Genomic DNA, 20,335 nt, shown 5'->3' with positions numbered 1-20,335 from the left:
AATGGAAAATTTTAAAGTCATCATAGTAGAAGACGTGCCCCTGGAACTGAAGGGCACAGAGGGTATCTTCAAGAATGATATTCCCGAGGCTGAAATCATCGGTACTGCCGAGAGCGAAATAGCCTATTGGAAACTCATCAAGCAGCAGTTGCCTGATCTGGTTCTGCTCGACCTCGGACTGGGCGGTTCCACCACGGTAGGCGTAGAAATCTGCCGCCAGACCAAGGAGCAGTATCCTGACGTGAAGGTGCTCATCTTTACAGGAGAAATTCTGAACGAAAAACTCTGGGTAGATGTGCTCGATGCGGGCTGCGACGGCATCATTCTGAAGAGTGGCGAACTCCTTACGCGTGGCGATGTGGCGAGCTGCATGGGAGGTAAGAAACTGGTGTTCAACCAGCCTATTCTTCAGAAGATAGTAGACCGTTTCAAGCGGAGCGTAAACAGTCAGCTGATGCGTCAGGAGGCTCTGGTGAATTATGAGATTGATGAGTATGACGAGCGTTTCCTGCGCCATCTTGCGCTGGGTTACACCAAGGAGCAGATTACCAACCTGCGCGGAATGCCTTTCGGCGTAAAGAGTCTGGAGAAGCGACAGGCAGAACTGGTTCAGAAACTCTTCCCTGACGGCAACCACGGCATGGGCATCAACGCCACCCGCCTGGTGGTAAAAGCCTGCGAGCTCCGCATCCTCGATATCGACCATCTGCAGGCAGATGAAGAATAATTCGTTTCAATAAGTGCTTTTTAAAGAATGTATAAGAAAGTATTGGCCTATCTGGCATTATCGTTGGGAATAGCCGAAGTAGTGGTGATTCTGGTTTCGTGGCTGCTTACTGCTGCGATGCCCGAGTCGTTCGCCCATTCGCTTACCAGCCCCGAGGGCATCCGCTGGTTTATGGGCCATTTTGTAGACCATCTCACCTCAGTATGGCTCGTATGGCTGGTGCTCATCAGCATCACCATCGGGGTGGTAAAGCAGAGTAGGGTGCTCCATTTCGACCATACCCAGTATCGCCAGCGCACGGCCTTGCGCCTGATGCTCATCGAGTTGTGCATCTCTGTAGGTATCCTGCTGGCGCTCACACTCTTGCCCCATGCCATTCTGCTGAATGCCGTAGGAACCCTCTTTCCGGGTCCGTTCACGCATAGTCTCATTCCGTACATCTGTTTCTCGGTCATGGTGATGAGCATGAGTTACGGCATCATGAGCGAGAGTATCAAGGGCATCAGTCAGGTTTATGATGCGATGAATCAAGGCATCCGTCTCCTGTCGCCCTGCTTTCTTTTCTACATTCTCGTGATGCAGCTCTATACATCCATCCTCTATGTAATGGAGTAAAATAAGAGCCCCCGATGCTCGTTTCCTTGCATCAGGGGCTTCTTTTCTTATTGTAGTAAAATCAGGGATTCCTGTTCGGTTTTTCGGGGAGTTCGCTTACTCCAAACCGTCTCCCTCATTACCGCCGGTGGTTCCGCCGCCTTCAGTATTTCCGCCGCCCTGGGTGTTATCCGAACCGCCGCCACCACCTGGGGTATTGTCTGGGTCTTCCACATCGCCCTTATCGTCGGAAGTAACGTTTTTCACCACCTTGCCGTTGCGGTCGTAACAGGTAATCTGGATGGAGGTTTCCTGCAGCTCGCGCTTGATGTCAACGCTTGGGGTGAAGATTACACGGCGGTTGGTAATCAGACTGGTAGCCACTTCGCCTACGGTAGGCACACTCTTGGCTCTTACGCCGAATCGCATGGTTCCCAATCCCGGAACGGCTACGGAATGGCCTTCGGTACACCACGCCTTGATAACCTCGCCTGCTGCATCCCAGCAAACCTGCATCACGCCCACGCTAACGCCGCTTCTGATAGCCGCCTCCTTGATTACCTTGCTCTCTGAGAGCTTGTTGTAAAGTTCGGTACCGAGGATGAATCTGTACTGACCCTTCATTTCGCCTACCTGGATAAGGGTCTCCTTTGCTTTCAAATTAATTGCCATAATCTCAATAAATTTTAATGGTGAATACTATAAACTATTAACTATCAACTCTAAACTACCTGATGGTGATGGTTGGCACGTAGTAGGTAGAATCTACTTTGGTGGAGATGTTGTTCTCCTGATGTTGCCGCTGGTTCTTTCCGATTACGAGTCCTGCCGTGCAGGAGCTGGATAGGAAGGTGACGATGGCTGAGCAAATCGCCACGATGAGATACCGGATGAATGCCTTCATGTTCTGGTTCATGATTTTTTCTGCCTCCTGCTAAGTTTCGCTTTTTCCTCTTTCCTCAGATTTCTCTTAGAAGAAGTACTTTGCGAAACGACTCGTTTCGAGGCTTGGAGTCTTGTTTTCATTACTTTTTTATTTTCCCAATTAGGGAGATATTTTTCTCCAACTGGGCAAGTGATTTTGCGCGCTTTCTGAATCACGATGCAAAGATACGAAATCCCGATTTATCAGGTGTGCGATAGCGTGCGATACCATGCGATAGCGGAACATTTTATCCCGGTTCCCCGAGGTTATCGATAATAGCCTTCACCTGCTTGGGCGTGAACGACTTGCAAGTCTTTTCATACCCCATCTCCTGCAATTCATCCCAGAGCGGTTGGCATCGCCGAATCCAACTCATGAGATGATTCACGGCCGTGCGTGGCATACTCTCGGGAAAGTACATCAGTCCCAGTTCCTTCTTCGTATACGTGCGGTTTATAAAATCTTCCATAATCTTAATTTTTTAATCATTTGTTTATCGGCTCCTTGCTCCCAGAAGGTGCAGCAGCCCCTAAAAGATAGTATTCGCTGAAATCCTTGCAGCCCGGTGGCAACTGGTGGTGAACCAGCTGGGGGAGCATCTCCCTGAGTTGCATGAAGAGGCTTTCGCCCGGCACATCCTGATCGGGAAACATGTGGAATTCCACCTGATACAGTCTTCCGATATCCGTCAGCAGCTGCTTATCCTCGGGTTTGAGAAGCGTAGCAGAAGGGATGGCAATCGCCTTATGTCCGGCAGAAAGCATCGCCCAGCAATCGCTACATCCCTCCGTAATAAACAGCCTCTCGCCCGGTTTCAGTCTCTTCACAACCGGCAGGTTATAGATGCTGCATCTTGCGCCGTAAGGGAACCGGAAGCGGGGAGCATCCTGCTCCTTTTCTTCGCCCGGACTTTTTTCTTCAGAAGAAACATTCCCCTCAGAAGAACAGCCTCCCGATGAAGATTTTTTCTTCGTGTAATCCAGGTTCCGGTTCTGAATACCAATAAGCCGCCCATCGGTATTGAAGTAAGGAATCTGCAGCCAGTTGATACCCTTCTTATCCGTCCAGGAAGTCAGTCGGCACCAGTTCACCACTCTCCAGTCAATCTTCCTCTCCTCGAAGAGAAATCTCCGAGCTGCCTGGTTGAGCCAGGGATGCTCGAAGAACCTAGCATACCTGCTTGCATCGAAGGAAGATTTCCCCGAATTATCACCCGAAGAAGAATCACCGGATGAAGAGCCCGAGGAAGCCCCTCTGCCCGAAGAGCCCCCAAAGGAAGAGTTTTTCCCCGAAGAAGAATCCTCCTCCAGCTGAATCTGATGTTCTTCTGCGAGCCATCGGCAAGCCGCCGGAAAATCCTTCCCCAGGTATCGCATCGCCAGGTCGATGGTGCCGATGGAACTCCTCATGCATACATAACATCTGCAGCAATTCTTGGTCTTGCTGAACATAAGGCTGGCGTGGTGGTCGTCATGGAAGGGGCAGAGCGCCTTATGGTGCTCCACCTTCATCCCCATCTCTTTCGCAACCTTCTCTATCGGAAGTTCGCGCAGTTTCTGAATCTCATATTTCTCCATCATTTCTGTTTCCCTTTCTTTTTCTTGGCCGGTATACCCGTCAGATATTCAGCAGTCTTGGTATAGAGTTTCGTCTGGCTGTTATAAGTGATGAACTGGCGGTTCTTCCATACGTTGAGCTGATGCTTGGTACCTTCCTGATTCTTGCCCAGACTCAGGCGCAGGGTTTCCAACTGCAGCTCGTTGAAGGAATTCTCCAGCTGGTCGAGCATGTTTTTCGGTCCGCTTCTCTGAGCCTCTTCCTGCCCATCGCTCGCTTTAAACATATCGCCGAACACCTTAACCTTCGACCACAAATCGTAGTAGCAGAACCATTCAACGAAGTCGCCGATGGATTTCGACCAGCTCTGGTCGTTCAGAATCCACAGCACGGCTCCCTTCTTCCATGCCGAGAAGATGCTGCGGTGGGAGAGTTCCCAGAGCGTATCATCATCAGCAAGGTCGGCAAGGCGTGCCATTTCCTCTGCCAGCTTGTCGGCTATCTTGTTGAGCTGCTTCACCACAAAACTGCCCTTGCAGTTGTCCAGCCTCAGCAGATAGCCATCGAGCTTTTCAAGGAAATCTTTGTTGTACGTTCCCTGTCGCGGAATCTTTCCGCTTCGCTCGCCACGGGCTTTGTAGGCGAAAGGTATGCGCCCGAAGAAACCATTGGTCAGGTCTTTCTTGTAGAAGAGTCGGGCCGCCTCGGGTGTAGAGGTAAAGGTGAGGTTCACACGGAGCAGAGGGTTACCCGTTACGCCATCAGCCGTGGCTCGCAAGGCTCCAGCCCTCTGACAGTCGAAGATATTTCTTACCATCTGGCTCACCTGCTTATGCCCACCACACATTCTGTCGGCCATCTCCACCTCAGGCAGATTGATGTACTGGGTTCTTCCGCCCAGCTGTTCGCAAGCCATAGCGTTCTGGATGAAGGCAGGATTGGTGACATCAGAAGGTGGAAACCAGAAACTCACGTCCGGGCGCTCCGGTTTTTCCTTGTTGGCGCCCTTGGTTTTCATCTGTCGCTGCCAGTCAACCAGTTTCTTGAACTCAGTCTCATCATGCTTTCTAAAAGGTCTCATGATGGCCTCTACAAGATGACCCAACTGTGCCTTTCCGATACCCGACGGACCAATCAGATGGCCCATTTGCCCGCACATTTCGTAATATTTGTTGTCGGAATACATGAATCTTACGTCTGTGAGATGAGCTGCTAATGCCGGAATTGCCATCGGAATGAGCACTTCCTGCATGTCTTTTGATGCCTGAGAGATGGCAAATTTTACAAATTCAGTACCCGTGCTGGGTTTTGGCATCGCCGGAGCGATGTTGCTAAAAATATTATAATCCATTGCTTTTTAGAGAGTTAAATCAAATTTCATGTTCATTTTTTCTTGCTTGCAGTCTCAGTCTCAGAGTCTCAGTTGTTTTTTTTATGGTCTCGCTTCCTATATATATTATATATAACTAATTAATAATCAATAAGTTATAAAGCTTTAAGAAGCGGGTTTGAAGTTGGATTGTGACATTTATCCTAACTGAGACTGAGATTTGAGACTGTCATCACTCTTGCCGCTAATGATGCGCAGCTCGTCGGCGGCACCCTGGCAGAAGTCCTGGAAGGTGAAGCGCTCTGAGAACTGCGGGCGGTTGAAGGTAGGGTAGAGCGTACCGTCTTTCTTCCGGTTCACGTTGATGTACTTTCCTTCATACACATGCGGATTTCTCTGCACCACCTTCTGCAGCTTCTTCTCCTGGTCATTCTGCACAAAGGTGAAGTGGTCTTCTCCATCGTGCGTAATAGCTCCATCCAGATACTCGCCAACGGCCATGCGCCCTGGCTCCTTAGTCATCAACTTGAGGTCGATACCCAATTCTGTGTTTGGGTAGAATCCCTTTCCTGCCTTATTTGAACTTTCGTTCATATTGCCATTTAATACTATATTCATTTTTACTTGAGTATTAAATAAGCCTCTCTGGTACGATGACGTTCGAAGAGGTTTCCCTGCCATCTTTTCTAGTACCATCATTCCCCACTTTGTGATTTGCAACTCGCCTGATGGGTAGTCATCTTGTTTTAAATGACGATGCAAAGATAGGCAAAAAGGAAATGCTCATGGCCGAAAAAGTCTTCTTTCGTCAGGCTGAGGAATGAAAAGGAATGAAAAGGAATGAAAAAGGAAAGAATCGAGGAAAATAGGGGGATGAACTCTGATAATTTTGTGTTTTTAGGGTCTTATAGAAGAAAAAAATCGTTTTTCCGCTCAGATTTTCCATCTTATCGAGGAAAATGAGCGGAAAAACGAGGAATTTGCGCGGAAAATCGGGATTTTTTGACGGAATTTCGTGGAATATATTCGGCTCCAACAATCAAAAAGAAAGATTATTGGTTCATCGCATTGTTTATTGCCTTGTTCCAATTATTTTTCGAGGTCTTATACAATTCATATTCATTCAGAATCTTCCACAGAGAACTTTTGAAAGAGTTATCATAATTGGAAATCTTTTTTGCATGAATGTATTTTGCAGTAATCCTAGCTGTTGCAGAATCCGAACTGGCGGCTTTTACCTCTTTTATATAGGCGATGATATGAGCCAGTTGGTCTTCGTCTGAATAGAAAAGTGGTTTCAGGTCTTGGATGAGTTTTCTGTTCATACCCTCATACTTAATGGTATCTTCAATCAGTTGCGACAACCATTTGTCGGGGTTATCTATATAGCCCAGTATGTAGATTTTGATTTCTTCGTGCTGATGTTCTGGAAGTTTTGAATTAATATCTTCGAGGATCTGACGATAATTAATATCATGTGATCTAAGATTCCCAGTCAGACGATGTGCCCAATGGTCGTAGTCGTCTTTTTTGTCATAACATAGGAAAAGCAGATAGGCTACCCATGTTATACTGACACTTGTGGCCATTTTTGCATCGTCATTATTTTCACTAGAGTCGTATTCACGCAGGCGACAGAAAAGATTGTCGAAAGCGTTGCCGAAGTCATAATCGATGGATTCTTCCCTAATCTCGTCTATCATGGAAATTACTTCAACGAAAATTTCGGTTGTAGAGAACCGCATGGAATTCATGCGGCTCTCATATTGTTTGCAGCTCTTGTCTATCACTTTTAGGATGATATGATTCTTGAAAGACTTACTGACGAGGTCTTGTGAGTTTTTGGGGAGGCGTTGTTGCATCTTCTGTTTTCTTAATGTCATTTATACTATTCTTGAGCCATTCTTCTAGAGTGGATACATCTTCGGTTTCACTTATAGAAGAACCTATCTGGAAATTCTCTATAGCTCTCTCTGGGAGAAAGTACATAGGCACAACTTCTTCGTTGAGGCATATGATACCGCTTTTGCTCAACTTTACTTTTATCTCACACTCGTTGTCCTCTATAAACTTGTTGATATAGAACATTTTATCGATAATGTTTTTAACGCTCTGCTCGCTTGCCTCTTTGCCATATTTGTATCCGGCAAACACCTCTTTGGCTTCATTCTCCATTCCTTCTTCGATAAAACCATTGATATTGCTGTTGCGGGTGTAATCAGAATAGTTGGTTTTATCTTTGTCACGCTTGGCAGTCAGGCAAACTTGGGTTACATAGTCGTTGTTCTCTCTGCATTTTCTTTTTACCACATCCCATGCTTTTGCTTGCATATAGATTTCCTCAAAGTTTACAGTATAGCCAAATGTCTTTATCATGCGATCGAAGTTCTGCTTCAGAATCTTGGTAATCTTGTCCATTTTTCCATAGAACGCACCTGCTTTTTTCTCTATGGCCACATAATGCATTCCTGGCTGATTGAAGAAGATGATTAGGCAATGGGGAAATGATTGTTCTATAGTTTCAGCATAGTCATCAACAGCGTTGGTTGTGGTACCTGTTGGCAAGGTTCTTTTCAGATCTTTGTCATCGTTGAGTCTAAACACGATAATATCTTTGCATACGGCAAAGGTATCATTCCGCAAACTGACGTCAGCCTTACCTTTTTTCATATACATGGTTAACTTCTCTCCGACATGGAATAGGTTACCAAAATGTGTGCTGATTTTTTCTTCAGCTACTCTCTTATCAGGTATAGTATCAGGATCTTCCTGAAAGCTATATCTATAAAAAACAAATTTCTGCTGCTTCATTTTTGTTATTATTTTATAGATAGCAAGGGTAAACGATGCTTTACAGATACAAAAGTAATAAAAACATCTTAATTAACAAAATATTATTGTAAAATAATAAGGAATGGATATAAAAGAGAGAGAGATTTTGTTTTTATTTGGGGGGTGTAATTTAAACTGTGTCAAGGCTTGTTCTTAACTTTCATTCCCACTCCCTGCTGGGGGCTGCCCCCAGCAGGGAGTGGGAATGAAAGTTACATAATTTTAAATCTATCTCCAAATTTTATTGCCAATTGTTGAGAAATTTGTCCCCAATTTGCCAGTGGCATAGTCCATTTCTTACGGATGTTGCGGTAAGCTAAGTACACAAGCTTCTCCAAAGAATTATCCGTAGGAAAGACCCCTTTAGTCTTTGTGACCTTTCTTACCTGTCTGTGATACCCCTCAACCGTATTGGTCGTATAAATGAGTTTACGGATGACTGGAGTATATTGGAAATACTCTGTCAGACGTTCCCAATTGTCACGCCATGACTTGATGACAATTGGGTACATCTCTCCCCACTTAGACTCTAACAGGTCTAAATTAGCAGCAGCGGAGTCTTTGTTTACTGCACCATATACTGTTCTTAAATCCTTGATAAACTCCTTTTGATGCTTACTGCCAACATACTTGATAGAATTGCGTATCTGATGGACAATACAGAGCTGCACAGAACTCTCAGGAAATACGCTTTGGATGGCATCTGGGAAGCCTTTGAGACCATCAATACAACAAATCAAGATGTCTCGAACACCACGGTTCTGAAGATCCGTAAGAACTTCTAGCCAGAAGTTAGCTCCTTCACTCTTAGACACATACATACCTAACAGTTCTTTTTGGCCTTCCTTGTTGATACCAAGAATGTTGTAAATGGCTCGTGTGACAGCTCTGCCATTCTCATCCTTTACCTTATAATGGATAGCATCAAGCCAGCAAATGGCATATACAGGATCGAGCATGCGAGACTTCCAGGCGGTGATTTCGGGTAATACACGGTCTGTTATAGAGCTGATAGTATCGGCTGATAGAGTTGTGTTGAACTCACGCTCAAAGTAGCTGCTGATGTCACGTGTGCTGGTGCCCATGGCGTACATCTCAATAATCTGGTCTGCCATGCCATTGGCAAGAATAGTCTCACGCTTCTTTACGGTCTCAGGTTGGAAAGTTCCGTCTCGGTCACGAGGAGTCTCTATAGTGACCTCACCATATTTTGTTTGAACCTTCTTACTCATCTTACCATTACGACGGTTGCCGGAAGAGCGTTCCTCTTCACTTAAATGAGCGTCCATCTCACCTTCGAGAGCTGAGTTGAGAATACGCTCTAACAATGGAGCTAATGCTCCGTCCTTGCCAAATAAGGCTTCACCACTACGCAACTGCTGAGCTACTTTCTTGTAATCAATTTCTAAGTTGTCCATAATATAAAAACTGTGTTAAACTACTTTTATTGTAGATTGACACAGTTTAGTTTACACTCTCTTTATTTGGTGAAAAAACATTTTATTTCTTGTCTGTTTCTTCGTATTTTTTACCTCTGGTTTAGCCTAAATCGCATCCTGATTCTCCCTCTCGCCCCCGTTCCAAGCGATTCCATCGCTTGTCCCCCTTCATCCTCTCTTTTCCACCCAGCCTCCTCTCCAAGCGCCTCCATTTTCCCTATCTCCATTCCGCAATCCTTTCCGCCATCTCATTCAGTTCCAGGCATTGTTCCCTGGTAATAGTCTTCTTCTCCATATGGTAATCCCAGGGGCTAATTTGCAGCAGCAGCCCCTCAGAACAGGCATAAAAACTCTCTCCGCAAGGCTTATACAACCTCGGGAACCCGTTCTCCCTCAAGAGCACAATACGGTACCCCCGGTTCATAGCCTCGCGCAAAACCTCCTTCTCCTTAGTCGAGATAGCAGCACTCACCAGCACGCCACCACGTTCTCCGCAAGCCAGCCATTCCTCGCGCAAGCGCCTCAAATCCCCCTCAGAATACCGGCGATGTACAACGACCGCCACCTTATCAGGAATATCGAGCAAGAAACAGTTTCCCACCATCTGGCATCTGCGACCCGCCACCTCTTTATTCTGCATCACGGTAAAAAGCCCCGGGTTCATCCTCTTCACCATCAGTCTTCTCGGGTTATCATCCAAGTATTTCTTCCATCCCTCCAGTTGTCTCTCATGTAGCAGAACCTTGTCATTATACCCCAATTCAAAGAGCCCCTTCCTAGCTGTCGTATTCATCCCATAAATCCTCCAGTAAGCCTTGTTGCATCCCATCTTAAACCCCTTTATCACCATTCCCAGCGAACCCATCTCTTTCTCTCTTTTCGCCGTCATCCCAATCGAGCCCGCCTCATTCTCTCCAGCCAGAGCCTGGTTAGCCCCTTTAGCCAGAGCCGAAGCCTGTCCCCCTCGAGCCTCCGTTCCAAGCGATTCCATCGCTTGTCCCCCTCTCAAGTCCTCCTTCACCCTCACAATCAGGTGAATATGATCAGGCATGATGCAAACCCTCCAAACCTCCACCTGGGGGTAATATTTATGAATCTTCGGAATCTCCTCCTTCGCGATGGCAATCCCCAGTTCAGAAAGCATCACTTTCGGCGCATCACCATCCCCAGGACGGGCATCCACCCGTCCCCACAGTTTCCCCAGCAGAGGCATGCGTCCCTCCACCACAAGCGTCAGCATATAAGTACCCCTTCCATGGTAATCATGCCATGGGCTTCTGCGTTTCATGGAGTGCTGGGTTTCATGCACCCTCAATCCTCTAGCTATAGCTTCATCTCTATCCATAATAAAATAAGTAAAAAGTAAATAATTAAAGCTCCCGCCCCCGTTTCTCCTGCAAGCCCGCCCCTCCAGCAAAGAAGCAAAGAAGCAAAGAAGGGAGCAGTCCCCCTGTCACCCCCGTTCCAAGCGATTCCATCGCTTGTCCTTCATCGCTTTGTCCTTCATCGCCAATCATCACCATTCATCCCTGCCTTCTCCCTTCACAATCTCCTTCACCCGTTCCTCTATTTTCCTCCAAGGTTGCCCCAGGTTTATCGTCCTCACAAAGATGCGATGCCCCGTCTCCTTATACCTATAAGAAAAGTCGAAATCCTCATCCACGGTAGGGTAGACCAAAGCTCCGCAAGCATTCATAGTATGCGGCTTGCTCCGGTCTTCCTCCTGGTTCATCACGTAAGAAAGAATCTGCGAGAGATGATCCCTGCGAACCTTCTCCCTGCCGCCAAACTTCGAAACCAGCGCCTCGCGGTAAAACTTGGCATCAAGAATAAGCTTCTCCTGCGTATTCGGATTAAAAAGCGTCACGTCGGTTTCCATCATCGGTAAAGCCTCAAAACCTTTGATGATTCTGAGTGCCCGACAATCTTGGTTTTACCTTAGAATTATGCCGCAAAGTTAAGATTATTATTTGGAATAAGCAAAGTTTTTTGAGCATTTTTCTTGGTGGTTTATCAAAAATGTGTTATTTAGCGCAGGAAAACTGAAGGAACCTGAATATCATGTAAAGGGAGAATTTAGAAATGAAGAAAATGAAATTAATCGGAATGAAACCATAAGTGGCTGACAACGGAAAAATTCCCCCTTTTTTTACTTTCCTCTTTTCAATTCTAACAGGTATTATGGTAAATAGGCGTTATGAGATAAAGAAAGAGAGGAAATTTGGAGCCTGAAAATGGAACCGGTTCACCCCTTTCTGATCATTTCTTACTTTCTGCCTGTTCTGAGATTAATTCTCATATCAATCTAAAAGAAATATCTCAGAACAGAATCTTACATCATGCCCGTAAGACGCTGGATGGCGATTACTGCCTGGTTGTATTCATTAATCGCATCAGCATGCTTCATCAGAACATCTATGGTTTCCTCGATGGCATTCACGTATTCAATATACGAAATTTCGCCATTTTCATATTCTATCGCACTCAACTTCGAAATTTGCGCAGAATGTGCCTGGTTGTTCTGCTCGTAATATTTCAGACGGTTGGATGCTGCCTGCAGGCGCTTCGTACAGAGACGGTAATCGCGCTCTTTCTCTGTCTGCTCCTGACGCATTTCGATTTCAGCCAATTCGCGGTCTTTCTGAGCTGCCTTGACCTTTGCCTTCGTAGAACCATAAAACAAAGGAATGCCTACGCCAATCTCGAAACCGAAGAAATTGCCCTCGGCAAATCTTGAACGGTCTATGTTGTATGGATTCCAACTGGAAATGACACATTGGGTGCGCAAAGATAAGGATAAACTCGGAGCAAAACCCGTCTTGGCTGCCTTGATTTCCTTATCGAGAGCGATGAGCTTATCCTGCTGGTAAAGACCGTCGGCTGACTGCTGATAATTATAGGTATTGAGATTCTGGGCTGCGATGGCCGTGAGATTCTCTTCTGCCGGTTTTACGGGCTCCTGCGTGTTGAGCTGCGACATGAGGTCGATTTGCAGGCGCTCGATTTCGCTCTTCACATCAGCCATTTCCAGGCGGTTTTCGTTGCATTTGCGATCGGCAGAGAGATATTCCAGCTGGCGGCTCTCTCCTGCCTTGTAACGCATTTCAGCTATCTTGCTGTAACGCTCTAATACTGAGTCGATTCGCTGCAATATCTGAAGTCTGTGAGCCTGATAAAGCATCTGATAATAGGTGTTGGCGATTTCAGCCTTCAGTTGCTGGTTTACCACATTCAAGCGGCTCTTTTCAGCCTGGGTTTCAGCCTTGAGCTGGTTGCGGCGCGATGTGTAGACGGTAGGAAAATCGAGGCTCTGGGTAAAGGTAAATCCGTTGTCCGATTCGCCTCCCGTGGCAGGGTTTTGCGAGAAGGTAACCTCGGTTTTATCCAGCTCCCAAGCCGTGCCTTGCATTACCTGCGCACGTTCTACCGATTTCTTTCCGACTTGCATCTGTAGGTTCTGTCGGGCAGCCAAATCGAAACATTCCTGCAGGGTAACTTTCCTGCCCGCAATATGAGCATCAAAATGCTGGGCTCCAGCTGGGGATGGCAGCTGGAGAAGGATGGCGGCAAAACAAGCCACCACCCTATTTTCATTTATCTTTTTTCTGTTCATTATTTTCATATCTTGAAATCTTACTTTTTCGTAAACATCTTGTAGATGGCTGGCAGAACCAGGAGCGTGAGGAGCGTGCTGGTAATGAGACCGCCAATCACAACCGTGGCAAGAGGACGCTGGACTTCTGCTCCATCGCCATGGGATAATGCCATCGGGAGGAAACCCATAGAGGCTACCAGAGCCGTCATCAGAACCGGACGGAGACGAACCATGCAACTGTCAATAATTCTTTTCTGAATAACAGCCGCCAAACTTGCGCCATTCTCCTCAAAAACCGCAGCCGCCTGCTTCTGCATCTGGTTCATCTGACCTATCAGCACGATACCGTTGAGAACCGCCACACCAAAAAGGGCGATGAAACCTACGCCCGCCGAAATGCTGAAAGGCATTCCGCGCAACCAGAGCGCCCAGACGCCACCTATGGCGGCAAGCGGAATGGCGGAGAACACGAAGAGCGACTCGCGCAGATTCTTGACCGTGGCATAGAGCAGCAGAAGAATGATGATGAGCGCTATCGGAACCACGATGAGCAGGCGCTGGGTGGCACTCTGAAGATTCTCAAACTCGCCACCATAATTATAATAGTAGCCTTCAGGCAGCTTCAGTTTCTCGTCGAGGATGGTCTGAATATCCTTTACGGTACTCTGCACGTCCCTACCCTTCACGTTGAAACCTACGTAGATGCGGCGGGCGCCATTCTCATGAGAAACCTGAGCCGGAGCCGGTTCGTAAACCACATCAGCCAACTGGGAAAGCGGAATGCTCTCGCCACCAGCCAGCGGAATACAGAGCGACTGGAGCGATTCGAAGTTGCGCTCCTTAGGGTCAAGACGCAGAACGATGTCAAACTTTTTGTCGCCTTCGTATACAGCTCCAGCCGTGGCGCCTGCAAAGGTAGTTTCAAGAATGCGGTTGATTTCGTCAACATTTACCCCATAAGCCGCCATGCGTTCATGGTTGTATTTTACCTGAATCTGAGGCAATCCCGATACCTCTTCGACGAAGATTCCGCTCACGCCCGGCACATTCCTGATCATGCGCGAAACCTTTTCGGCCTGCTGGGTAAGCCCGTCGAGATTGTCGCCAAAAATCTTAATCGCCACATCTTGCTTGATGCCCGTAAGCAACTCGTTGTTGCGCATCTGGATAGGCTGCGAAATCTCAGCCTCCAAGCCCGGAATCGTCTTCAGGGTTTCTTCCATCTTCTCCATCAGTTCGGCGGTAGTTTCTGCCGAAGTCCACTCGGCTTTCGGCTTGAGCGCCACCATGATGTCGGCCCTTTCCACAGGCATCGGGTCGGTAGGAATCTCGGCGCTACCTATGCGGCTCACCACCTGCTTGATTTCAGGATATTCAGCCTTCAGAAGTTTCTCCGCCTTGGAGCAGCTCTCTACCATCTGCGAGAGCGAAGTGCCCTGCGACATGGTCATTTCTACCGCAAAATCGCCCTCTTCCAGGCTCGGGATAAATTCGCCACCCAGGAAATGGAAGGCTACGGCACTCATGCAGAAGAGCGAAACGGCGCCGGTAATCACATCCTTATATCGCGCCAAGACCCATTCCAGAACCGGTCGGTACCAGCCCTGCAATTTCTCTATCATCCTATCGCTGAAAGTTTTACACACATGTCCCTTCTTGCTCAGGAAGAGCGCACTTGCCATCGGAACATAGGTGAGCGAGAGGATGAAGGCACCCAGGATGGCGAAGAAAACGGTAAGCGCCATCGGACGGAACATCTTGCCCTCGATGCCCACAAGCGTCATCAGCGGAATGTAAACTATCATGATGATGATTTCGCCAAATGCCGCACTCTTGCGGATGCGCGAAGCGGAATCATGAACCTCCTCATCCATCTCTGCCTGAGAGAAACGGATGGGAGTATCGGAAGAATTTCTCGCTCTCCGCTCAATACTCTTCACGCCCAGATGGGCCACAACAGCCTCTACGATAATGACGGCAGAATCGACTATCATACCGAAATCGATGGCTCCGAGCGACATCAGATTGCCGTCGATTCCGAAGGTCTTCATCATGCCGAAAGCAAAGAGCATGCTGAGCGGAATGACACTCGCCACAACCAGTCCGGCCCGCCAGTTGCCCAGGAAAATAACCAGCACGAAGATGACGATGAGTCCGCCCTCAATCAGGTTTCGGGCGATGGTTCCCTCCACACGGTCAACCAGGTTGGTTCGGTCGATAAATGGTTCGATAACCACGCCCTCGGGCAGAGATTTCTGAATCTGCTCTATGCGCAACTTCACATTCCTGATAACCTCCTGAAAGTTTTCTCCCTTCAGCATGATGGCAATTCCGGCTACCACTTCGCCCTCGCCATTTCGGGTAACGGCTCCGAAACGGGTGGCGTGCCCCAGCTGAACCTTCGCCACATCACCTATCTTAATAGGAGTGCCGTTCATGGTCTTGACGGCGATATTTGCCACATCTTCCAGACTCTTCACCACGCCTATGCCGCGGATGAAATACTGATTGGAGTTCTCCTCTATGTAACTTCCGCCCGTGTTGGCGTTATTCTTTTCGAGCGCATCAAACACGTCGCTCACGGTAAGATTGCTGGCGTTGAGCTTATCCGTATTGATAGCCACTTCGTATTGCTTCACGTAGCCTCCCCAGCCGCTCACTTCCGCTACGCCCGGGGTTCCCGAGAGCTGCTTTCTCACAATCCAGTCCTGGATGGTTCGCAGCTGGGTTAGCGAATATTTGTGCTCGTAACCTTTCTCGGCACGCACGGTATAATGGTAAATCTCGCCCAGTCCGGTAGCAATCGGCCCCATCTCGGTTTCCACATTATTGGGCAAATCTTTCTCCACCTGGGTCAGCATCTGGCTCACCTGCGAACGTGCCCAGTAGATATCTGCATCGTCATCAAAGACGAGGGTGATGACCGAGAGTCCGCTTCGCGAGATGCTTCTTCGCTCCTTGAGTTCGGGGATGTTGGCGAGTGCCATTTCCACCGGAGTAGTAACGTATTGCTCCACCTCCTGCGCTCCGAGCGAAGGCGCCTGAGTAATGACCTGCACCTGATTGTCGGTAATATCTGGTGTGGAATCGAAAGGAAGATGGATGAGCGATACGATGCCCCAGACGATGAGGGCTATCGTGAATACTCCCACCACCAGCTTGTGGCGGATGGAGTAAGTAATCAGTTTCTGAAACATAATCTGTCTTTCTTTTAAAAGCTCTTTATTGATGAAAAAGCTTACCTTATATTAATGCTCATCTGCATGCTCGCCCGTGAGCGAAGCCAGATAATACGCGTTTTCTGTCACAATCTTCTTTCCTTCCTGCTTCAGGTGCTTGCAGAGTTTTACCTCGGTATAAGCTCCGTCAGAAACGCCCGTAATGACCTCATGGCGGGAGAAACTGTACTCGCCCTTCTTTGGTTTGCCATTCAGAGCGAAGACAAACTGCTTGCCGTCGGTAGTGACGATGGCCTTGGAAGGAAGGGCGATGCACGACTGGCTGCCCGTAGCTATCTTGCCGCTTACATACATTCCGTCGAAGAGTCGGGCTGAGCCGTGAACCCCGTTGGTTTTAAGCGACTGCGCATCTATTTTTGCATGAACAGCAACAGATTTCGAATTATCGTTAAAGTATTGGTTTAAGCCGTAAACATGACCTGCGAGTTTCACGCCCGGCTGATTGGTAAGCGAGAGATAAACCTTATCGCCCGGCTTAACCTTCTGCAGATCTTTCTCAAAAATGTTCAGATCGCACTCTACAGCCTGGTTGTTCTGAATCTTCATGAGCGGCGTCTGCATATCGGCAAAGCTGCCCAGGCTGGCTGTAATCTGCGAAACCGTACCCGATATCGGAGCACGCAAAGGGAAGGCTGTGGTAAACTTACCCCTGGCAACGGCGGCGGTAGAAATGCCCATCTGGGCAAGCTGTTTGCCGATGCCGATGAGGTTGGCATGGGCTACATGATACTCCTTGGCAGCCTGCTGCGCATTCTTCTTGACGCCAGCTCCGGTCCTGTTCAGCAGTTTCTGTCGCTCCAGGTCGGCAAGAGCCAGTTCGCACTCCTTGCTGGCAGAATAATATTCTCGTTGCAGACTGACCACATCGGTATTTTCAACCAAAGCCACAATCTGTCCGCGCTTCACATTCTGTCCTTCCTTTACATAGATAGCCTTCACCACGCCCCCCATGAGCGAAGCCACATCGCCCTTGTTCTGGGCGCGCAAAACGAGCTGACCGTTGGCTGCAATCGTAGCATCCATCACGCGGTCAACCGCCTCGCCCATCTTCAGATCTACAGCATCTACTTGTTTCTGAGAGAGCGGAATGTTGTCGAAATCCACCTCTTCATGTTCATGCTCATGTCCGTGTTCGGCAGCATGAGCCTCTGCTCCGGCGTAGTTTGAGAAAAAGGTGAAACCACACCAGGCTAAGATTGCCGCAACGGCAACCACCAAAATTCTTTTCATTTTTTCTTCTTTTTATTGATTAATAATTTCGGGTGCAAAAGTACACACCTTTCCCTGCAACCCGGTTGCAAAAGCTGCATCCTGGTTGCTCTTACTACAGAAAATCAACAAAAAGAAGGAGGTCCTCGTCTACTGATGGCCGTTTCATCTACGCAAGGAAGACTGGCTGCAAACTGCTGCCAGCGCACGCTAATGAGCGACGAGGTTGGGATAAACAAATACTCAGAAGAAAGCATGGAAAGCAGATGGTTTCCATCGAAAAGCAGTTTCTGAATGCCCTTCATGATCTTGCAGCCGGTTACGAAATGGTGCAGCTGATGCACCCGGCAACTATCGGCTTCTTTCTCATGATGCTCAGTATGCTCATCGTTGAAATTACCATCCTGCTGGCAACGTTCTACAACCATACAAATACGCCCCATGTGGTGATGATGCATCACCACCGTAGAGAGCAGCACACTCAACGTGGCCACAAAGAGGCTGAACAAGTATAGTTTCTTCTTTGCCATTTTTTCTTCCGATTTTACAATTGCTTTTCTGACCGCAAAATTACATTAAAAGTACGAAATAGCCAAGTAAAACTTAGAAAATTAGCATTTTTTCTTAAAAAAATTAAAACCGAGTACCCTTAAAGCCATCTGAATACGTAATATGAGTAGTTTTTAGTAACTTTGCAACATAAAATTAAAAAATAGAAATGAAAAAAGTATTTTTAATCTTTCAATTACTCCTTGTAGTAATGCTGGCTCAGGCGCAGATGATGAACCCTGTGAAGTTCACCAGCTCGCTGAAAACAGACGGAAGTGCTGTGGCCGAAATCGTGTTTAGCGGAAAAATCCAACCGGGATGGCACGTCTATTCTACCGGTTTGGGTGGCGATGGTCCGATTTCTGCTTCGTTCAACGTAAACAAGCTTGAAGGTGTTGAACTCGTAGGAAAACTTCAGCCACGCGGCAGAGAGATTGCAAAGTTTGACCCTCTCTTCGAGATGAAACTCCGTTATTTTGAAGGTAGCGTTACCTTTGTACAGAAGGTGAAGTTTACCCAACCAAATTATCATATTGATGCCTATCTGGAGTATGGCGCCTGCAACGACCAGAACTGTATGCCACCAAGCGAGGCTGGTTTTAAGCAGAGTGGCAAATCGCCTGCCGTTGATGCTCCTGCAGCTGGGGCAAAAGATGCTCTGAATGCGAAGGCGATTGATCCTGCTCTTGCAGCCAAGATGAAGGCCGATTCGCTTGCCAAGGCCGCAGCCCTGGCTCAGACCGATAGCGCTACCCAGCCTGTAGATTCCGCAGCTTTGGCATCTGCTATGGAAAATCTGAACGTCAAGGACTTATGGAAACCGGTTGTTAAAGAACTCCAGGCATTTGGCGGAGCTAACGACATCGCCAACCATTCGCTCTTCTATATCTTCTTCATCGGTTTTGTGGGCGGTCTGCTTGCGCTCGTCATGCCTTGCATCTGGCCTATCATCCCGATGACCGTAAGTTTCTTCCTGAAGCGTGCTAAGAACGATAAGAAGAAAGGTATCCGCGATGCGATTACCTATGGTTTGAGCATCGTAGTCATCTATCTGGTTTTGGGTCTTGCCGTAACAGCCATCGCAGGTCCTAGCACCCTGAATGCGCTCAGTACAAGTGCCGTTTTCAACATCATCCTCTTCCTCCTGCTTGCCGTTTTCGCCTTCTCGTTCTTCGGTTGGTTCGAAATCAAATTGCCTGACAGTTGGGGAAATGCGGTAGACAACAAGGCTTCCAGCACCACGGGTATGATTTCTATCTTCCTGATGGCTTTCACCCTGGTATTGGTCAGCTTCTCATGTACAGCTCCTATCATCGGTTTGCTGCTGGTTCAGACCGTTACATCCGGCGACTGGCTCGCTCCTACCGTGGGAATGTTCGGTTTCGCGCTTGCTCTGGCGCTCCCATTCACCCTCTTCGCCCTCTTCCCATCATGGTTGAAGTCGGCTCCTAAGTCGGGTTCGTGGATGGAGACCATCAAGATTGTGCTCGGCTTTATCGAGCTTGCCTTCTCTCTGAAGTTCCTCTCTGTAGCCGATCTGGCTTACGGCTGGCACATCATGGACCGCGAGGTATTCCTCTCGCTCTGGATTGTCATCTTCGGTCTGTTGGGTCTCTATCTCATCGGCAAGCTGAAGTTCCAGGTTGATGCAATCGGGGGCGACATCAACAAGCCTATGCCTGTAGCCTGCATCATGTTGGGTCTCTGTTCTTTGGCATTCTCGGTTTATATGATTCCAGGTCTCTGGGGTGCTCCTTGCAAGGCTGTGAGCGCATTTGCTCCACCTATTAATACACAGGACTTCAACCTCAACACCAAGACCGTAGAGCCTGCTTACAAGGATTATGAGTTGGGAATGGCTGCTGCCAAGGCTTCCGGCAAACCGGTATTGCTTGATTTCACGGGTTATGGTTGTGTAAACTGCCGCAAGATGGAGGCTTCTGTATGGACAGATCCATCGGTTGCCGATAAGCTGGCAAAGGATTATGTTCTCATCTCACTTTATGTAGATGACAAGACTCCTCTTCCTGAACCTATGGAGGTAACGTTTAATGGAGAGAAGCGCACCCTGCGAACCGTAGGCGACAAGTGGAGTTATCTGCAGGCAAGCAAGTTTGGAGCTAATGCCCAGCCATTCTATGTGGCTATTGACAACGATGGCAATCCTCTTGCAGCAGCCTTCAGTTTCAAAGAAGATGTTAGTGCTTATCTCGACTTCCTGAACAAGGGTCTGGATAATTACAGAAACAAATAATATAAGATTTAATTGTTGATAAGGCCGGTATTGGTTCATTTAAGTAGATTTATGAAGGATAAATTTCAATAGGTAAGTTTATTCA

18 protein-coding genes are annotated in these 20,335 nt (G+C 47.7%); 3 read left to right on the top strand and 15 right to left on the bottom strand.

The genetic code is table 11. The features are described 5' to 3' along the window. Window position 1: 1 nt before the first annotated feature. Together FO447_RS04905 and FO447_RS04900 are read left to right on the top strand one after the other, a co-directional pair. Window positions 2–727 carry a DUF5932 domain-containing protein gene (locus FO447_RS04905; RefSeq protein WP_006846602.1) on the top strand — a complete coding sequence of 242 codons (726 nt, stop codon included), beginning with the start codon at window positions 2–4 and terminating at the stop codon, window positions 725–727. A gap of 27 nt (window positions 728–754) precedes the next feature. Continuing rightward, entirely contained in the window at window positions 755–1,342 is a 588-nt protein-coding gene (locus tag FO447_RS04900; RefSeq protein ID WP_119227521.1) for an AbgT family transporter, read from the top strand. 96 nt (window positions 1,343–1,438) lie between these two features. On the opposite strand, the gene FO447_RS04895 is transcribed toward FO447_RS04900, so the two are convergent. The 15 genes from FO447_RS04895 to FO447_RS04825 form a co-directional block, all read right to left on the bottom strand. After that, window positions 1,439–1,993: a DNA-binding protein gene (locus FO447_RS04895; protein WP_117694152.1), complete on the bottom strand. Its 555-nt coding sequence runs from the start codon at window positions 1,991–1,993 to the stop codon at window positions 1,439–1,441. Window positions 1,994–2,048: 55 nt separating this feature from the next. Further along, window positions 2,049–2,237, bottom strand: coding sequence for a hypothetical protein (locus tag FO447_RS04890; RefSeq protein ID WP_040552569.1), 189 nt, complete (start codon window positions 2,235–2,237; stop codon window positions 2,049–2,051). 256 nt (window positions 2,238–2,493) lie between these two features. Continuing rightward, on the bottom strand, window positions 2,494–2,715 hold the full coding sequence (locus FO447_RS04885; RefSeq protein WP_117586186.1) for a DUF4248 domain-containing protein: 222 nt from the start codon (window positions 2,713–2,715) through the stop codon (window positions 2,494–2,496). A gap of 16 nt (window positions 2,716–2,731) precedes the next feature. Next, complete coding sequence (locus FO447_RS04880) at window positions 2,732–3,826, bottom strand: CHC2 zinc finger domain-containing protein (RefSeq protein WP_200757970.1); 1,095 nt, start codon at window positions 3,824–3,826, stop codon at window positions 2,732–2,734. Further along, window positions 3,823–5,154, bottom strand: a complete 1,332-nt coding sequence (locus FO447_RS04875) for a hypothetical protein (protein ID WP_200757968.1) — start codon at window positions 5,152–5,154, stop codon at window positions 3,823–3,825. Before FO447_RS04875 ends, FO447_RS04880 begins: the two co-directional genes overlap by 4 nt. Window positions 5,155–5,331: 177 nt before the next feature. Beyond that, the gene (locus FO447_RS04870) at window positions 5,332–5,751 is read right to left on the bottom strand and encodes a hypothetical protein (RefSeq protein ID WP_234699064.1); all 420 of its coding nucleotides are present in this window, start codon (window positions 5,749–5,751) and stop codon (window positions 5,332–5,334) included. Window positions 5,752–6,185: 434 nt separating this feature from the next. Further along, window positions 6,186–6,995, bottom strand: a complete 810-nt coding sequence (locus tag FO447_RS04865) for a hypothetical protein (RefSeq protein WP_234699063.1) — start codon at window positions 6,993–6,995, stop codon at window positions 6,186–6,188. Next, on the bottom strand, window positions 6,952–7,803 hold the full coding sequence (locus FO447_RS04860; protein ID WP_200757962.1) for a hypothetical protein: 852 nt from the start codon (window positions 7,801–7,803) through the stop codon (window positions 6,952–6,954). The genes FO447_RS04865 and FO447_RS04860 overlap by 44 nt, the downstream gene beginning before the upstream one ends. Window positions 7,804–8,177: 374 nt before the next feature. Further along, window positions 8,178–9,383, bottom strand: coding sequence for an IS256 family transposase (locus FO447_RS04855; RefSeq protein WP_200757959.1), 1,206 nt, complete (start codon window positions 9,381–9,383; stop codon window positions 8,178–8,180). Between the two features lie 238 nt (window positions 9,384–9,621). Continuing rightward, window positions 9,622–10,749 carry a transposase gene (locus FO447_RS04850; RefSeq protein WP_200757957.1) on the bottom strand — a complete coding sequence of 376 codons (1,128 nt, stop codon included), beginning with the start codon at window positions 10,747–10,749 and terminating at the stop codon, window positions 9,622–9,624. A gap of 171 nt (window positions 10,750–10,920) precedes the next feature. Next, window positions 10,921–11,286 (bottom strand): hypothetical protein, encoded by a 366-nt coding sequence (locus tag FO447_RS04845; RefSeq protein WP_200757955.1) that lies wholly within the window; start codon window positions 11,284–11,286, stop codon window positions 10,921–10,923. Between the two features lie 450 nt (window positions 11,287–11,736). Then, window positions 11,737–13,017, bottom strand: a complete 1,281-nt coding sequence (locus FO447_RS04840; RefSeq protein WP_200757954.1) for a TolC family protein — start codon at window positions 13,015–13,017, stop codon at window positions 11,737–11,739. 20 nt (window positions 13,018–13,037) lie between these two features. Next, the gene (locus tag FO447_RS04835; RefSeq protein WP_200757953.1) at window positions 13,038–16,196 is read right to left on the bottom strand and encodes an efflux RND transporter permease subunit; all 3,159 of its coding nucleotides are present in this window, start codon (window positions 16,194–16,196) and stop codon (window positions 13,038–13,040) included. A gap of 51 nt (window positions 16,197–16,247) precedes the next feature. Beyond that, window positions 16,248–17,468, bottom strand: a complete 1,221-nt coding sequence (locus FO447_RS04830) for an efflux RND transporter periplasmic adaptor subunit (protein ID WP_200757952.1) — start codon at window positions 17,466–17,468, stop codon at window positions 16,248–16,250. Window positions 17,469–17,572: 104 nt separating this feature from the next. Continuing rightward, window positions 17,573–17,977, bottom strand: a complete 405-nt coding sequence (locus FO447_RS04825) for a hypothetical protein (RefSeq protein ID WP_200757951.1) — start codon at window positions 17,975–17,977, stop codon at window positions 17,573–17,575. 188 nt (window positions 17,978–18,165) lie between these two features. Between FO447_RS04825 and FO447_RS04820 the strand changes: the two genes are divergently transcribed. After that, window positions 18,166–20,250 carry a protein-disulfide reductase DsbD family protein gene (locus FO447_RS04820; protein ID WP_200757950.1) on the top strand — a complete coding sequence of 695 codons (2,085 nt, stop codon included), beginning with the start codon at window positions 18,166–18,168 and terminating at the stop codon, window positions 20,248–20,250. The last annotated feature ends 85 nt before the right edge of the window (window positions 20,251–20,335 follow it).

Origin of the sequence: Segatella copri (assembly GCF_015074785.1) — a bacterium.
Lineage (GTDB): Bacteria > Bacteroidota > Bacteroidia > Bacteroidales > Bacteroidaceae > Prevotella.
Note: the sequence above shows the minus strand (reverse complement) of the source record. Positions and strands in the feature narration are given on the sequence as shown.

Excerpts from the sequence above, each read along its gene's own strand:
- FO447_RS04860 (WP_200757962.1), bottom strand. The coding sequence starts at position 7,803 with ATGAAAAAAGGTAAGGCTGACGTCAGTTTGCGGAATGATACCTTTGCC.
- FO447_RS04905 (WP_006846602.1), top strand. The coding sequence starts at position 2 with ATGGAAAATTTTAAAGTCATCATAGTAGAAGACGTGCCCCTGGAACTG.
- FO447_RS04830 (WP_200757952.1), bottom strand. The coding sequence starts at position 17,468 with ATGAAAAGAATTTTGGTGGTTGCCGTTGCGGCAATCTTAGCCTGGTGT.
- FO447_RS04885 (WP_117586186.1), bottom strand. The coding sequence starts at position 2,715 with ATGGAAGATTTTATAAACCGCACGTATACGAAGAAGGAACTGGGACTG.
- FO447_RS04855 (WP_200757959.1), bottom strand. The coding sequence starts at position 9,383 with ATGGACAACTTAGAAATTGATTACAAGAAAGTAGCTCAGCAGTTGCGT.
- FO447_RS04865 (WP_234699063.1), bottom strand. The coding sequence starts at position 6,995 with ATGCAACAACGCCTCCCCAAAAACTCACAAGACCTCGTCAGTAAGTCT.
- FO447_RS04880 (WP_200757970.1), bottom strand. The coding sequence starts at position 3,826 with ATGATGGAGAAATATGAGATTCAGAAACTGCGCGAACTTCCGATAGAG.
- FO447_RS04825 (WP_200757951.1), bottom strand. The coding sequence starts at position 17,977 with ATGGCAAAGAAGAAACTATACTTGTTCAGCCTCTTTGTGGCCACGTTG.
- FO447_RS04875 (WP_200757968.1), bottom strand. The coding sequence starts at position 5,154 with ATGGATTATAATATTTTTAGCAACATCGCTCCGGCGATGCCAAAACCC.
- FO447_RS04890 (WP_040552569.1), bottom strand. The coding sequence starts at position 2,237 with ATGAACCAGAACATGAAGGCATTCATCCGGTATCTCATCGTGGCGATT.
- FO447_RS04820 (WP_200757950.1), top strand. The coding sequence starts at position 18,166 with ATGAAAAAAGTATTTTTAATCTTTCAATTACTCCTTGTAGTAATGCTG.
- FO447_RS04835 (WP_200757953.1), bottom strand. The coding sequence starts at position 16,196 with ATGTTTCAGAAACTGATTACTTACTCCATCCGCCACAAGCTGGTGGTG.
- FO447_RS04870 (WP_234699064.1), bottom strand. The coding sequence starts at position 5,751 with ATGAATATAGTATTAAATGGCAATATGAACGAAAGTTCAAATAAGGCA.
- FO447_RS04900 (WP_119227521.1), top strand. The coding sequence starts at position 755 with ATGTATAAGAAAGTATTGGCCTATCTGGCATTATCGTTGGGAATAGCC.
- FO447_RS04845 (WP_200757955.1), bottom strand. The coding sequence starts at position 11,286 with ATGATGGAAACCGACGTGACGCTTTTTAATCCGAATACGCAGGAGAAG.
- FO447_RS04850 (WP_200757957.1), bottom strand. The coding sequence starts at position 10,749 with ATGGATAGAGATGAAGCTATAGCTAGAGGATTGAGGGTGCATGAAACC.
- FO447_RS04895 (WP_117694152.1), bottom strand. The coding sequence starts at position 1,993 with ATGGCAATTAATTTGAAAGCAAAGGAGACCCTTATCCAGGTAGGCGAA.
- FO447_RS04840 (WP_200757954.1), bottom strand. The coding sequence starts at position 13,017 with ATGAACAGAAAAAAGATAAATGAAAATAGGGTGGTGGCTTGTTTTGCC.